Origin of the sequence: Streptomyces sp. MBT53, assembly GCF_016654115.1 — a bacterium.
Lineage (GTDB): Bacteria > Actinomycetota > Actinomycetes > Streptomycetales > Streptomycetaceae > Streptomyces.
Genome location: NZ_JAEQAZ010000066.1, coordinates 1 through 15,004, shown reverse-complemented (window position 1 = coordinate 15,004; position 15,004 = coordinate 1). Strand labels below are relative to the sequence as shown.

Here is a 15,004-nt window from a genome sequence, read left to right as displayed (position 1 = left end):
GACGCACTGCCGGGTCAGGCTTTGGTACGGAACTTGTAGATCGAGATCGGGGCCATCACCGCGGTGAGCCCCACCGACCAGGCCAGCGTCAGCCACACGCCGTGGGCGACCGGGCCGCCCACCATCAGCCCGCGGGCCGCGTCCGCCAGGGCGGAGAGCGGGTTGTAGTCGGTGAAGTTCTGCAGCCAGCCCGGCATCGAACCGGTCGGCGCGAAGATCGACGAGCCGAACTGCAGCGGCATCAGCACCAGGAAGCCCATGGCCTGCACGGACTGCGCGCTCTTCATGGTCACGCCGAGGGTGAGGAACACCCACATCAGGGCCGAGCCGAACACCGCGGACAGTCCGATCGCGGCGAACATGCCGAGCCAGTGGTGGATGTGGAAGCCGACGAGGACACCGACGACCATCAGCACGGCGGACGCGACCAGCATCCGCATCATCTCGACCGAGATCTTGGCGATCAGCACCGAGGCGCGCCCGATGGGCAGCGAGCGGAACCGGTCCATGACCCCGGTGTGGAAGTCGGTGTTGAAGCCGGTGCCCACTCCCTGGGCCATGTTCATGCCCATCATGGCGAGCAGCCCGGGCACGACGTACTGCACGTACGCCTCCTGCCCGCCGCCCAGCGACTGCCCGATCGAGCCGCCGAAGACGTACACGAACAGCAGCGTGAAGATGACCGGGAACAGGATGGCGTCGAACATCGACTCCGGATCCTGCCGGATCCACAGCAGATTGCGCCGGATCAGGGCGCCGGTGTGGCGCAGGTGATTGCGCAGCGGGATACGGGGGTCCGACGCGACGGCGCCGGGCTTCACGGCGATGGCGCTCATACGGCGACCTCCTCGCGGTCGGGGGTGGGCACGGAGTCCTGCGGGGCACTGGCACGGTGGCCGGTGAGGGAGAGGAACACCTCGTCCAGGCTGGGCAGTTCGGTGGTGATGGAGGCGATGGTGAGGCCGCGGGCGCTCACCGCGCCGACCACGGCGGTCAGTTGCTCGTCGCTGAGGATCGGCACCAGGACCGTGCCGCTCTCCACGTCGACGGTGACGGTGGCCAGGCCGGTGATGCCCAGCTCGTCCAACGCGTGGGCCAGTGGCCGGAGTTGGAGTGGATCGGCCGGCCGGATGCGCAACGCGCGTCCACCGACCTTCGCCTTCAGCTCGTCGATCCCGCCGTTCGCGATGACCTTGCCGTGGTCCACCACGGTCAGCTCGGAGGCGAGCGCCTCGGCCTCCTCCATGTACTGGGTGGTGAGCAGCACGGTCACGCCGTCGCCGACCATGGACCGCACCTCGTCCCACACCTCCATGCGGGTGCGCGGGTCGAGACCGGTGGTCGGCTCGTCGAGGAACAGCACCTGCGGGTGCCCGATCATCGAGGCGGCCAGGTCGAGCCGCCGCCGCATACCGCCGGAGTAGGTACTGGCGGGCCGCTTGGCGGCGTCCGTGAGGGAGAACCGCTCCAGCAGTTCGTCGGCGCGGGCGCGGGCGTCCCTGCGGGACAGGTCAAGGAGCCGCCCGATCATGTAGAGGTTCTCCCAGCCGGGGAGCTTCTCGTCGACGGAGGCGTACTGGCCGGTGAGGCCTATCACCCGGCGCAGCTGGCGGGGCTGGCGCAGGACGTCGTAGCCGGCGACGGATGCCTCGCCGGCGGTCGGGGCGAGCAGCGTGGACAGGATGCGTACGAGGGTGGTCTTGCCGGCACCGTTCGGCCCGAGCACACCCATCACGGTGCCCTCCCGGACGTCCAGGTCGACGCCGTCCAGCGCCTTGGTCTCGCCGTAGTGCTTGACCAGCCCCCGCACGGTCACTGCCGTGCCGCTGGGTGTGTTGTCGATTCGCGTCATGCCGATGACAGTGCCAGGGGCCGCCGACAGACCGCCTACATCCCACCGACAGCCGCCGACAACTGACCGACGGCAGCGACGGTCTTCCGACGATCACCGCAACCATCAATTGAGGAACCACGACGGCGAGCAACCACCTCCGCGAGAGCGGCGCCGGTTCAGGCGCAAAAGAGGGGGCAGCCCGCCGACGGGGGAAGTTCGGCGGGCTGCCATGGTGCCGCAGTGGCTCTGAACCGCTCAGTGAACGGAGTGCTCCTCCAGCGGGAACGTCCCGCCGACCACGTCCTCCGCGAACGCCTTCGCCGCGTCGCCCATGACGGCCCGCAGATCGGCGTACTGCTTGACGAACTTGGGCATCCGGCCGCCCGTCAGCCCCAACATGTCGGTCCACACCAGGACTTGGGCGTCGGTCTCGGCCCCCGCCCCGATCCCGACCGTGGGAATGTGCAGCACCCGGGTCACCTCGGCGGCCAGCTCCGCCGGAACCAGCTCAAGAACCACCGCGAACGCTCCCGCGTCCTGCACGGACTTCGCGTCCCGCAGCAACTGCTGGGCGGCCTCCTCGCCGCGTCCCTGCACGCGGTACCCCATCGCGTTCACGGACTGCGGGGTGAGACCGATGTGCGCCATGACCGGGATGCCGGACTCGACGAGGAGCCGGATCTGCTCGTGCGACCGCTCGCCGCCCTCCAGCTTCACCGCGCCGACCCCGGCCTCCTTCACCAGCCGGGTCGCCGAGCGCAGCGCCTGCACCGGACCCTCCTGGTAGGAGCCGAAGGGCAGGTCGCCGACGATGAGCGCGCGCTGCGTGCCCCGTACGACCGCGGCGGACAGCATGGTCATCTCGTCCAGCGTGACGGGCACGGTCGACTCGTACCCGAGGTGGCAGTTGCCCGCCGAGTCGCCGACGAGCATGACCGGGATGCCGGCCTCGTCGAAGACGGACGCGGTCATCGCGTCGTAGGCGGTGAGCATGGGCCACTTCTCGCCGCGTTCCTTGGCGAGAGCGATGTCGCGAACGGTGATACGGCGTGTGCCCTTGCCTCCGTACAGCGCCTTGCTGCCGTCGGAGGAGCTGGTCTTCCCAGTCTGGGCAGCCGAAAGCTGCGTCATTGCAACGGCTCCTTCAGTCATCTCGAGGCACCCTCACGGCGTCCCCGGATCCCCTCCATGGTGGCACCTCGTGTCACGGAGGGCCAGAGGGGCCCACGTCACCCGCGTCACGTCCGATCACGTGCGGGGCATACGTAAGGTCTGAGTAAAAGATTTACGATACGGCACGGTCTCGTATCGGAATTCGCCCGAGGCTCCCTAGTCTGGATCGCATGACCACTCCACCCGTCCCGGGCACCCGGATACCCGAAGCGGTGCACCGTCGCCGTTGGGCCATCCTCGGCGTGCTGATGCTGAGCCTGCTGATCGTGGTGCTCGACAACTCGATCCTCAACGTCGCCATCAAGACCATCTCCACCCCGGCCCCGACCGGCCTGGGCGCGACACAGAGCGAGCTGGAGTGGGCGATCAACGCCTACACCCTCGTCTTCGCCGGCCTGCTGTTCACCGCCGGCCTCCTCGGCGACCGGCTGGGCCGCAAGAAGACCCTGCTCGGCGGTCTCCTCGTGTTCGGCATCGGCTCCGCGCTGGCCGCCGAGTCCGGCTCGCCCGACCAGCTCATCGGCTTCCGCGCCCTGATGGCGCTCGGCGCCGCGTTCGTGATGCCCGCCACCCTCGCCGTCCTCATGAACGTCTTCGAGCGCGAGGAGCAGCCCAAGGCCATCGGCATCTGGGCCGGCGGCGTCGGCCTCGCCATCGCGATCGGCCCGATCACCGGCGGTGTCCTCCTCGACCACTTCTGGTGGGGCTCGGTCTTCCTGATCAACGTGCCCATCGTGATCATCGCGCTCGCCCTGATGATCTGGCTGGTCCCCGACTCCCGCGACCCGAAGCCCGGCCGCCTCGACCCGATCGGCGTGGTCCTGTCCGTCGTAGGCCTCGTCCTGCTGGTCTACGGCATCATCGAGGGCGGCGAACTCGCCGACTTCACGGCGCCCAAGGTGCTGTCGACGATCCTCGCCGGTGTCGTCGTCCTCGCCGGGTTCGTCTGGTTCGAGAAGCGCAGCGACCACCCGTCCATCGACGTCACGTACTTCAAGAACAAGGTGTTCTCGGCCGCGATCGCCGCCATCGCGCTGGTCTTCTTCGCACTGATGGGCGTGACCTTCTTCTCGGTCTTCTACACCCAGAGCGTGCGCGGCTACTCGCCGCTGCAGACCGGTCTGCTGATGCTCCCGCTGGCCGCCGCGCAGATGATCTTCGCGCCGCGCGCCCGGCTGGTCGTCGACCGCTTCGGCAACCGGATCACGACCGGCGTCGGCCTGCTGCTGCTCGCCGGGACGCTCTCCGCGTTCGCGACCCTCAAGGCGGACACGCCGATCTGGATCCTGGAGGTCGTCTTCTTCCTCATGGGCGCCGGCATGGCACACGTCATGACCCCGACCAGCGTGGTCATCATGCAGGCCCTGCCGCGCGAGAAGGCCGGCTCCGCGTCCGCGCTGAGCAACACCTTCCGCCAGGTCGGCGGCGCGCTCGGCATCGCCGTACTCGGCTCGGTGCTCTCCACCGCCTACCGCAACGGCATCGAGGGCAAGCTCGGCTCGGTGCCGGCCGCCCTGCGCGACACGGCCGGCGAGTCCATCGAGGCCACCCTCGGAGTCGCCGCGAAGCTCGGCCCGCAGGGCAAAGCCCTGGTCGGCCCGGCCAACGACGCCTTCCTGCACGCCATGCACGTCACCGCCCTGTGCGGCGCGGGCGTCGCGGTCGTAGGAGCGGTGGTCGCGTTCCTCTTCCTGCCCGGGAAGCCGACGGTCCGTCAGGAGGGCAAGGAGGAGCAGGAGTTGGTCGTCGTGGGCGAGTAGCGACGACAATCACCACAGACGGCAACGGGGGGACAGCGAAGGGACGGAGTGAAGTGAGCCTTGCCGACAACGGCACCGCCACCGGCACCGACAACGGGACCCGGCAGTGCGCCCCCACCCGAGGGCGCCCGCGCAGCGAGGCCGTCGAACGCGCCATCACGGAAGGCGTGATGAAGCTCCTGGAGGAAGGCGTGCCCCTGGCCGAACTCTCCATCGAGCGCATCGCCCGCACCGCCGGTGTCGGCAAGGCCACCATCTACCGCCGCTGGCCGGGCAAGGAGGAGTTGTTCGTCGACGTCGTCCGCGGGGCCGAGCCGCCGGACCCCGAACTGCCCGGCGTCTCCCTGCGCGACGACCTCGTGGCCATGGTGGAACAGCTGCGCCAGCGCGGTCTGATGGCCCGCTCCTCGGCGCTCCTCCACAACGTGTTCGCCCAGATGAAGAGCAGCCCGAAGGTCTGGGCCGCGTACAACGCGGCCGTCGTGGAACCCCGGCGCCGCAAGCAGGTGGACATCCTGCGCCGGGGCCAGGAGAACGGCGAACTCCGCACCGACCTCGACGCCGAGCTGATGAACGACATGCTGGTCGGCCCGATGCTCCTGCGCACCGTCATGCGCGCCGACGCCGACCTCCCCGAGGGCCTGTCCGAACTCCTCGTGGACACCGTGCTGGTGGCCCTGCGCCCGGCCGGGCCCTAGCGGATCCGTATGTGCGCGTCTCGTCACAAAGGGGGCCTACGGACCCGGATTCGGAACCCGCGGCGCCGACTTGTTCGTCCTCGTGCCAGTACGGCCGTCATGGGACGGCGGATCGGAACCGATCATCCCCTAGGGTCGTAGGCGCGGGGACGATGGTGTGCACGGCAGGTAGTGAGGCGACGGTATGGCACAGCAGGCGTATGTGGCGGAGACGGACGACGGCGGCTCGGGGGACGAGCCGCAGGGAAACCGACTTCGGCGCCTGCGGAACAGACTGTTCGACGGCTGGCGGGGCGACCGGAGGATCTGGCGCCGGGGTCTGATCCTCGCCGCGCTGGCGGTAGTCCTGGCCCTCGTCATGCTGCTGCACTCGCGGATCCCGAACCGGATCGGCAACCTCGGCAGTCTCACGGAGACCTTCCTGCCCTGGTTCGGGATCGCGATCCCGCTGCTGCTGGTCCTCGGCCTGGTCCGCAAGTCGGCGACCGCGCTGATCGCCGTCGTCCTCCCGGCGGTCGTCTGGCTGAACCTCTTCGGCGGGCTGCTGCTCAGCGACAAGACCGGCACCGGCGGCGACCTGACCGTGGCCACGCACAACGTCAACGCCGACAACCCCGACCCGGCCGGTACGGCCCGTGACGTGGCCGCGTCCGGCGCGGACATCGTCGCCCTGGAGGAGCTGACGGCCTCGGCGGTCCCGACGTACGAGAAGGCCCTCGCGTCGACGTACAAGTACCACGCGGTCGAGGGCACGGTCGGTCTGTGGAGCAAGGACCCGATGACCGGCGTCCAGGCCGTGGACATAAAGCTGGGCTGGACCCGCGCGATGCGCGCCACCGTCACCACCCCCGAGGGGCGGATCGCGGTCTACGTCGCCCATCTCCCGTCGGTGCGGGTGAAGTTGAAGGCCGGGTTCACGGCCCGGCAGCGCGACACGAGCGCCGACGCGCTCGGTGAGGCCATCGCCGCCGAGCCGCTGAAGCGGAAGATCCTCCTCGGCGACCTCAACGGCACGATGAACGACCGATCGCTGAACGCCGTCACCTCCCAGATGCGCTCCACCCAGGGCGCGGCGGGCGACGGCTTCGGGTTCAGCTGGCCGGCCTCGTTCCCGATGGCGCGGATCGACCAGATCATGGTCCAGGGCGTGGAACCGGTCACCTCGTGGACCCTCCCCAGGACCGGCAGCGACCATCTCCCGATCGCGGCCCGTGTGAACCTGGACACGAGCTCTTAACCTCGTGGAATAGAGCGCCTGGGAGTCTTTGTTCCGTAACTGAACTTAAGCTGTTCGGTACGGAACTCCGCTCTCCCCTTGAAAGGCACAGGCACCTCCATGCCCCTGGCCCTGCTAGCTCTGGCCGTCGGCGCTTTTGGTATCGGCACCACCGAATTCGTGATCATGGGCCTGCTGCCCGAGGTCGCGGACGACCTCCACGTCTCGATCCCCACGGCGGGACACCTGGTCTCGGCGTACGCGCTGGGCGTCGTCATCGGCGCCCCGCTCCTCGCGGCGGTCACCGCCCGCCTGTCCCGCCGCACGGTCCTGATCGGCCTGATGGTCCTGTTCGTGGCGGGCAACGCCCTCTCGGCCCTCGCCGCGAACTACGACTACCTCCTCGCCGCCCGCTTCCTGAGCGGCCTGCCGCACGGCGCCTTCTTCGGCGTGGGAGCGGTCGTCGCTACGACGATGGTCGCGCCCGAACGCAAGGCGCGCTCCGTCTCGCTGATGTTCCTGGGCCTCACGGTCGCCAACATCGTGGGCGTACCGGCGGCCACGCTGATGGGCCAGCACCTGGGCTGGCGGGCCACGTTCCTCGCGGTGAGCGTGATCGGCCTGGCGGCGATAGCGTCGCTGGCCCTGCTGATCCCGCACGACCACGCACACGCCCCGGCGGTGGGCCTGCGCCGCGAAATGGCGGCGCTCCGCTCCCTCCCGGTCTGGCTGGCCCTCGGCACGACCGTGGCCGGCTTCGGCGCGCTCTTCTCGGCGTACAGCTACATCACGCCGATGCTCACGGACGCGGCGGGCTTCGCGGACGGCAGCGTGACACTCCTCCTGGCGCTGTTCGGCGTGGGCGCGACGGCGGGCAACCTGGTGGGCGGCCGCCTCGCGGACCACTCCCTCCGAGGCACCCTGTTCGGCGGACTGGTGTCCCTGGCCGCGGTCCTGGCCCTCTTCCCCCTCCTGATGACCACGGAGTGGACGGCGGCCCTGTCGGTCGTCCTCCTGGGCGTAGCGGCGTTCGTGACGGGCTCCCCGCTCCAGCTGATGGTGATGGAAAAGGCCGCCGCGGGCCCCTCGTTGGCCTCCTCCGCGAACCAGGCGGCCTTCAACCTGGCCAACGCGGGCGGCGCCTGGATCGGCGGCCTGGCCCTGACGGCGGGCTTCGGCGCTACGTCGCCTGCCGTGGCCGGCGCGCTGTTGGCCGTACTGGGCTTGGGAGTTGCCGCCACGGCGTGGAGCGTGGACCGGCGTCGTGCGGTACCGGGCCGCGAGCGCGTGGTCGCGACCCACGTCCCGGACCAGGCGGGCGTTCTGCAGCCGTGACCGCTTGACGAACCCCCTTGTGTACGGCGTCAGTTGAGGATGACGTTGTACGAAGGCACCCGGTGGCCGCACTGGCTGGCCTTCCGGAAGTTGATCGACGACGGATACCGCTTGATGTGCTTGAGCACGACCTCACCCGTGTGCTTGCCGAAGATCCCGTCGACCGCCAACTCGGTGGTGGCCCAGTGGAAGTTGGAGTACTTCTGGAGTTCTTTGACACCCCGCTCGGTCTGCGGGCCGAACTTGCCGTCCTCCAAGAGGTGCAGGTTGAGGTAGTTGTTCACGAAGAACTGCACACAGCGGACCGACGCGGGGTTGTTGGCGTGGCCGTAGCCGATGTCCGGGATTCCGGGGTCCGCGTGGGCCGTCGTCGTGCCGAGCCCCACGGTGACGGCTGCGGTCAGGGTCACCGTGGCGCGGCGGAGCAGGCGGGTGTGTCTCATCGGACCTCGTTCCGAGCGCGGGTGGACGTCGCGGAACACCCTCACCCAGGTCCTCACCATGAACCAACCCCACACCGGTAAGCCGAGGACAAAACCTGCCGACCACTCCCGGAACGGGTTCTAGTCGAACCGCTCCAGGTCCCGCAGCCAAGCCGTGGCCGACCCGTCCGAGGGTGCGCGCCAATCCCCCCGGGGCGACAACGAACCGCCCGCCGAAACCTTCGGCCCATTGGGCATCGCCGAGCGCTTGAACTGGGCGAAGCCGAAGAAGCGGCGGCAGAAGACCTCCAACCACCGTCGGATCTCCGGCAGTTCGTACGCCACCCGCTTCTCCTCCGGGAAGCCGGGCGGCCAGGCTCCCGCTCCCGCGTCGTGCCACGCGTGCCACGCCAGGAACGCGATCTTCGACGGGCGGAAGCCGTGGCGCAGGACGTGGAAGAGGGTGAAGTCGTGCAGGGCGTACGGGCCGATCTTCGACTCCGTGGACTGCATCTCCTCGCCGGGCACCAGCTCCGGGCTGATCTCCGTGTCGAGGATCGCGGTGAGGATCTTGCCGGTCTCCTCGTCGAACTGGTCGCTGCTCACCACCCAGCGGATCAGGTGCTGGATGAGGGTCTTCGGTACGCCGGAGTTGACGTTGTAGTGGCTCATCTGGTCGCCGACGCCGTACGTGGACCAGCCCAGGGCCAGTTCCGAGAGGTCGCCCGTGCCCAGCACGATGCCGTTGCGCTGGTTGGCGAGCCGGAACAGGTAGTCCGTGCGCAGGCCCGCCTGCACGTTCTCGAAGGTGATGTCGTACACCGGCTCGCCGGAGGCGAAGGGGTGGCCCATCTCCTTCAGCATCAGACGTGCGGTCGGCGTGATGTCCAACTCCGCCGCCGTGACGCCGATCGCCCGCATCAGCGCGTGCGCGTTGTCCTTCGTGTGGTCGCTCGTCGCGAAGCCGGGCAGCGTCCAGGCCAGGATGTCGCTGCGCGGACGGCCCGCGCGGTCCATCGCGCGGGCGGCGACGATCAGCGCGTGGGTCGAGTCCAGCCCGCCCGACACCCCGATGACGACCTTCGGGCCGCCGATCGCCGCGAGCCGCTGCTGCAGGCCCTCGACCTGGATGTTGTACGCCTCGTAGCAGTCCTGCGCGAGCCGCTCCGCGTCGGCCGGTACGAACGGGAAGCGTTCCAGGCGCCGCCGCAGCCCCAAGTCACCCAGCGGCGGGCCGAGTTCGAAGCCCACCGTGCGGAAGTCCGACGTCCGCGCCCGGTGCGTACGGCGGTTGTCGTCGAACGTGCCCATCCGCTGCCGCTCCTGCCGCAGCAGGTCCAGGTCGACGTCGGCCACCGCGTACTCGTCGCCCAGCGGGAAGCGCTCGGTCTCCGCCAGCAGCGCGCCGTTCTCGTAGATCATCGCCTGGCCGTCCCAGGACAGGTCCGTCGTCGACTCGCCGAGACCGGCCGCCGCGTAGACGTACGCGGCGAGACAGCGCGCGGACGCCGAGCGGCACAGCAGTTTGCGGTCCTCGGCGCGGCCGACCGTGATCGGGCTGCCGGAGAGGTTGACGAGGACCGTGGCACCCGCCAGGGCCGCCTCGGCGCTGGGCGGCACCGGCACCCACATGTCCTCGCAGATCTCCGCGTGGAGTACGAGCGACGGCACGTCCCGCGCCGCGAACAACAGGTCCACGCCGAACGGGACTTCCTCCCCGCCGACGCGGATCGAACCGCCGCGCTCGTCGGCGCCGTCGGCGATCTGGCGGCGCTCGTAGAACTCGCGGTAGTTCGGCGGGTACGACTTCGGTACGACACCCAGGACCCGGCCCCGGTGCACCAGCACCGCGCAGTTGTAGATCCGGTTGCGGTGCCGCAGCGGGGCGCCGACGACCAGCACCGGCAGCAGGTCCGCGGACCCCGTCACCACCTCCCGCAGCGCCTCCTCGACCTGGTCGAGCAGTACGTCCTGGAGCAGCAGGTCCTCGATGGAGTAGCCGCACAGGCCCATCTCGGCGAAGACGGCGACGGCGACGCCCTCCTCGTCGCAGCGGCGGGCGTGGCGCAGGACCGCTTCGGCGTTGGCGTGCGGGTCCGCGATCACGGTGTGGCCCGTGCAGGCGGCGACGCGGGCGAAGCCGTGCTGATAGATCGACCAGAAGTTCAGTGGAGGCACGGGTCCACTGTAATCGTCAGTGAGACGCGATGGGGTGGCGCGGGGTGTCGAATACCCCACGCCACCCCATCAACAGGTGACTCGCCCACCGCCTACCGGGTCAGTGGTGACCCTTGGGGGCGATGAACGACTCGACGTAGCCGTTCGCGGGCGTGCCCACGCCGGTCACGTCGTCGTAGCCCTTGACCGCGGACAGCGAGCTGTCCTTGCCGAGGCTGCGGACCGAGGTCAGCAGGCCCTCGGTGGCGTCGAAGCCGTTGGCGAAGTCCACGCGGGCGACCGCGAGGTCCGTGCCGGTCGGCTTGTCGGTCACGTCGTGGTAGACCTTCGTGCCGTACTTGGCGTAGATCGACGGGTTGGCGAAACCGATCGCCTTGCCGCCGCGCGCCTCCTGGGCCAGGGCCTGGACCGCCGCGATCACCGGGGAGGCGAGCGAGGTGCCGCCGATCCGGTACTCGCTGTACGACTCCGAACCGTCAGACTGGGTCTGCGTCTGGCCGACCTTGAAGCCGGTGTTCGGGTCGGCGATCGCCGAGATGTCCGGGACGACACGGTTGCCGGTGGCGCTGTTGGCCGTGGCGAGTGCCTTCGGGACGACACCCTTCTGGTAGAAGGGCTCGGCCACCGTCTTGCTGGTGCCGCCGCCCGCGCCCGAGGTGAAGGCGCCGGGGAAGTTGGTCCAGCTCTTGCCGTCGGTCGACAGCGCGGCCTTCTCGGTGCCCCAGCCGGTCTCCCACAGGTACTTGTCGCCCTTGCCGACGGCCAGCGAGGTACCGCCGACCGCCGTCACCCACGCCGAGTTGGCCGGGGTGTCGACCTGCTTGACGCCGGGCTGCGTCGGCGTGGTGGTGTTGGCCACCTCGTCGCCGTTGTCACCGGAGGAGAAGTAGAAGCCGATGCCCTCGACCGCGCCCAGCTGGAACACCTGGTCGTAGGCGGCCGCGAGGTCCGGCGTCTGGTTGGCCTCGATGTCGCCCCACGAGTTGGAGACGATGTCGGCCAGGTGGTTGTCGACGATCTTGTTGAGCGAGTCGAGCAGATCGTCGTCGTTGCAGGACGCGGCGCCCACGTACGTGACGTTCGCGCCCGGCGCCACCGCGTGCACGGCCTCGACGTCGAGGGTCTCCTCGCCGTACCAGCCCGATGCGTCGCACTTGTCGGCGGCGGTGTCGGTGTAGTTCGACGGGAGGACCTGCTTCAGCTGGCTGGTCGTCCACTTGGCGTCGCCGTGGTTCTTCGCGTAGGTGGCCGCGTCGAACGCGATGGTCGGCGAGGCGTAGGCGTCGGTGATGGCGACGCGCACGCCCTTGCCGGTGTACTTGCCGGCGCCGTAGGCGGCCCGCAGCTGCTTGCCGGTGTACCCCTCGACGGCGTACGGGATCTTCTTGCCGTAGGCCGAGGGCAGGGTGGTCGCGGTGTTGGAGCCGTAGTACGAGGAGAACGGTCCCGAGTTCTTGAACACCCCGGCCGGACCCGGCAGCGTGTCGTCGTGGCTCGCCTGGTGCGGGGCGTTGTCGAGACCGGTGACGGTCAGGACGGCACCGTTGAGGCTGTCCGGCGCGGAGGCCGTCTTCGACGGGGCGCGGTAGGTCTTCGAGCCCTTCGAGTAGTTGTGCAGCGAGGTGCTGAACGCCTTCTCGACCGCCGCCACGTCACCGGAGACGGTGACGTAGTGCTGCGTGGTGCCGGTGACCTTCAGCCCGGCGGACTTCAGCCAGGACTTGACGGCGGTCACCTGGGCCGTCGTGGCGCCGAAGCGCTGCTGCACCTGAGCGGCGCTCAGGTACTTGCCGTACAGAGCCGAACTCGGGTCCGAGACGGCCTTGGCGTACGCCGCGAGGCCAGAGGCGTTCCGGCCGGCGAAATAGACCCGGGCGGAGACCTTGGAGCTGTCGGAGGTAGCTCCCTTGTCCGCCTTGGCCGTCGCCCACGCGGGCTTGGTGCCCGCGAGAGAGTCCCGGCCCGGGGTGTCCGCGGCGTGCGCCGCGGGTATACCGAGCGCCAGAGCGCCGGCGATCATGGGCAGTGTCGCTGCCATGCTCACGCCGGCGCGCATGGTGGCGCGATTGGATCTCATAAAACCCCCTGCTATGCGGTTCGACGCATGGAGTGGTCGGTCATGCGGGATCCGCACGGAACCTGCGGCGGGAGGGTCCGTGGATGGATCACACGATGGGGGCCACTCTTTCGATGAACCGTTCATGCCAGGGGAACGCAAAAGTCAAGAGAAACCCAAGGAACCGTCACCCAGGGCGAATTGGGTGCTTTTTTCCTTACGGGCGTGTAACGAACGACCGGAGACGCTTTACGAACGCGCTTTTGCGCCACGCTCCTTGAGCATGTCGGCCATCAGCTGGATCTCCGACTGCTGCGCGTCCACCATCCCCTGCGCCAGCCGTTTCTCCACCCCCACCGTGCACTTCTCCACACACCCCTCGGCCATGTGGATCCCGCCCTTGTGATGGTCCGTCATGAGCTGCAGGAAGAAGACCTCGGCGGGCTTGCCGCTCAGCGAATTCAGCTTCTTCAGCTCGGTGTTGGTCGCCATCCCCGGCATCAGCGCGCCGTCCTTGCCGGACGCCATGTCACCCATGCCCATCCAGGTCATCGGCGGATCGGCCGACACCTTCGGCAGGTTCCACAGGTCCAACCAGCCCAGCAGCATGCCCCGTTGATTGGCCTGCGTCTGCGCGATGTCGTATGCAAGCCGCCGCACTTCCACGTTCTTCGTACGGTCCCGCACGATGTACGACATCTCGACGGCCTGCTGGTGGTGCACCGCCATGTCCCGCGCGAACCCGGCGTCCGCCGAATCCGCCGTAGGAGTAGGGGAGTTGGTCGATTTACCGCCGTCCTCGGCGACCGCGTAGGTGATCGCGCCGGCCGCGACCAGCGCCACCGCCGCGGCCCCCGCGATCAGTCCCACCTGCCTCACTGCGACAGCCCGCCCGTGCAGGCCGCACCCGGCTCCGGCGTCTGCTTGCCCTGCACGAACTCGGCGAAGAACTTGTTCACGTCCGCGTCGCTCGCGCTCTTCACGGTGCGCTGGTGCCCCCACGCCGACAGCATGATCGGGTCCTTCTGGCTGTCGTACGGACTCATCAGAGAGTACGGCGTCGACTTCACCTTCGCCGCGAGCGCCTTGACGTCGGCCGCCGAGGCCTTCTTGTTGTACGTCACCCAGACCGCGCCGTGCTCCAGCGCGTGCACCGCGTTCTCGTCCTTGACGGCCTTGGTGTAGACATCGCCGTTGCAGTTCAGCCAGACCGGGTTGTGGTTGCCGCCGACCGGCGGGTGCATCGGGTAGTTCACCGTGCCGGTGACGTGGGTGCGGCCCAGCGTGCCCTTCCACGTGTTCACGCCGTCCGAGCCCGCCACGAAGTGCCCCGAGCCGTCGCCGCTCTTGGAGTCGCTCGCGGAACTGTCCTTCTTGCCGGACTGCGCGTGCACGACGGCGACCCCGCCGATGACGACACCGGCGGCGACCACCGTGCTCGCCACGATCTTCACGAGCTTGGCGCGTCGCTCGCGGGCCTGCTCGGCGCGCCGCATCTCCTCGATGCGGGCCTTGCGCGCCGCGTTGCCGGTGTTCTTCGCGGAACCCATGAGATGTGTGTCCTTTTGGGGGAAGGGACGGGAAGGTCGGGACCCACTGATCGTAGTGGGGGAGTAAAGGGTTCTCGTAGGGCGCCCACAGCAAAGACCGCGGAAGAGTGCGATCCCCCCATGCCAGGCATTACGAATGTCAGTCCGAGCAGGCAAGATGGTCAGCAGATGGGCATCACATGAGCATCAGCGCGGGACACCTGCCGTTCGTGAGCCGTTCAGCCCGAGGACGGCCGGTCGATCAAGGTCGGCAACGCGCACGAAATGGTGTTGTGGTGGGATGCTCAGGTGCCCGACCGCCTCCTGCGGTACGAGGACAGGCGGCCTGACCAGCAAGGATGGGGAAGCGGAAGATGGACAAGCAGCAGGAGTTCGTGCTCCGGACGTTGGAGGAGCGCGACATCCGGTTCGTACGGCTGTGGTTCACGGACGTGCTGGGCTTCCTCAAGTCCGTCGCCGTGGCCCCCGCCGAGCTGGAACAGGCCTTCGACGAGGGCATCGGCTTCGACGGCTCCGCGATCGAGGGCTTCGCCCGCGTGTACGAGTCCGACATGATCGCCAAGCCGGACCCCTCCACCTTCCAGGTCCTGCCCTGGCGCGCCGAGGCCCCCGGCACGGCCCGCATGTTCTGCGACATCCTCATGCCGGACGGCTCCCCGTCCTTCGCGGACCCGCGCTACGTCCTGAAGCGCGCCCTCGCCAAGACCTCCGACCTGGGCTTCACCTTCTACACCCACCCGGAGATCGAGTTCTTCCTCCTGAAGGACCGCCCCCTCGACGGC

General features: G+C 69.0%; 12 protein-coding genes and 1 pseudogene. 5 read left to right on the top strand and 8 right to left on the bottom strand.

Annotated features, from left to right (window positions below):
* Positions 1-14: 14 nt before the first annotated feature.
* From JHN45_RS24175 to panB, 3 genes are all read right to left on the bottom strand, one after another.
* Positions 15-836, bottom strand: a complete 822-nt coding sequence (locus tag JHN45_RS24175) for an ABC transporter permease (RefSeq protein ID WP_200715418.1) — start codon at positions 834-836, stop codon at positions 15-17.
* Positions 833-1,852, bottom strand: coding sequence for an ATP-binding cassette domain-containing protein (locus JHN45_RS24170; protein WP_200715417.1), 1,020 nt, complete (start codon positions 1,850-1,852; stop codon positions 833-835). Before JHN45_RS24170 ends, JHN45_RS24175 begins: the two co-directional genes overlap by 4 nt.
* Positions 1,853-2,089: 237 nt before the next feature.
* Positions 2,090-2,965, bottom strand: a complete 876-nt coding sequence (gene panB / locus JHN45_RS24165; RefSeq protein WP_200715416.1) for a 3-methyl-2-oxobutanoate hydroxymethyltransferase — start codon at positions 2,963-2,965, stop codon at positions 2,090-2,092.
* Positions 2,966-3,177: 212 nt separating this feature from the next.
* Between panB and JHN45_RS24160 the strand changes: the two genes are divergently transcribed.
* From JHN45_RS24160 to JHN45_RS24145, 4 genes and pseudogenes are all read left to right on the top strand, one after another.
* Complete coding sequence (locus JHN45_RS24160; RefSeq protein WP_201050603.1) at positions 3,178-4,767, top strand: MFS transporter; 1,590 nt, start codon at positions 3,178-3,180, stop codon at positions 4,765-4,767.
* 53 nt (positions 4,768-4,820) lie between these two features.
* Positions 4,821-5,465: a TetR/AcrR family transcriptional regulator gene (locus tag JHN45_RS24155; protein WP_200715414.1), complete on the top strand. Its 645-nt coding sequence runs from the start codon at positions 4,821-4,823 to the stop codon at positions 5,463-5,465.
* Positions 5,466-5,750: 285 nt separating this feature from the next.
* A pseudogene (locus JHN45_RS24150) lies at positions 5,751-6,702 on the top strand (endonuclease/exonuclease/phosphatase family protein).
* Between the two features lie 99 nt (positions 6,703-6,801).
* Positions 6,802-8,016: an MFS transporter gene (locus tag JHN45_RS24145; RefSeq protein ID WP_200715412.1), complete on the top strand. Its 1,215-nt coding sequence runs from the start codon at positions 6,802-6,804 to the stop codon at positions 8,014-8,016.
* A gap of 29 nt (positions 8,017-8,045) precedes the next feature.
* Here JHN45_RS24145 and JHN45_RS24140 read toward each other — a convergent pair whose 3' ends face one another.
* The 5 genes from JHN45_RS24140 to JHN45_RS24120 all read right to left on the bottom strand — a co-directional run bounded on the left by JHN45_RS24140 (position 8,046) and on the right by JHN45_RS24120 (position 14,222).
* A complete protein-coding gene (locus tag JHN45_RS24140; protein WP_200715411.1) occupies positions 8,046-8,459 on the bottom strand; it encodes a peptidoglycan-binding protein in 414 nt (137 codons plus the stop codon).
* A 120-nt stretch (positions 8,460-8,579) separates the two neighbouring features.
* Positions 8,580-10,616: an NAD(+) synthase gene (locus tag JHN45_RS24135; RefSeq protein WP_307783177.1), complete on the bottom strand. Its 2,037-nt coding sequence runs from the start codon at positions 10,614-10,616 to the stop codon at positions 8,580-8,582.
* Between the two features lie 100 nt (positions 10,617-10,716).
* On the bottom strand, positions 10,717-12,693 hold the full coding sequence (locus tag JHN45_RS24130) for a protease pro-enzyme activation domain-containing protein (protein WP_201050602.1): 1,977 nt from the start codon (positions 12,691-12,693) through the stop codon (positions 10,717-10,719).
* Between the two features lie 228 nt (positions 12,694-12,921).
* A complete protein-coding gene (locus JHN45_RS24125) occupies positions 12,922-13,551 on the bottom strand; it encodes a DUF305 domain-containing protein (RefSeq protein WP_201050601.1) in 630 nt (209 codons plus the stop codon).
* Positions 13,548-14,222 (bottom strand): DUF3105 domain-containing protein, encoded by a 675-nt coding sequence (locus JHN45_RS24120; RefSeq protein ID WP_201050600.1) that lies wholly within the window; start codon positions 14,220-14,222, stop codon positions 13,548-13,550. Before JHN45_RS24120 ends, JHN45_RS24125 begins: the two co-directional genes overlap by 4 nt.
* 353 nt (positions 14,223-14,575) lie before the next feature.
* On the opposite strand from JHN45_RS24120, the gene JHN45_RS24115 reads away from it, so the two are divergent.
* On the top strand, positions 14,576-15,004 hold a 429-nt coding region (locus JHN45_RS24115; protein WP_200715408.1), incomplete at its 3' end, for a glutamine synthetase beta-grasp domain-containing protein.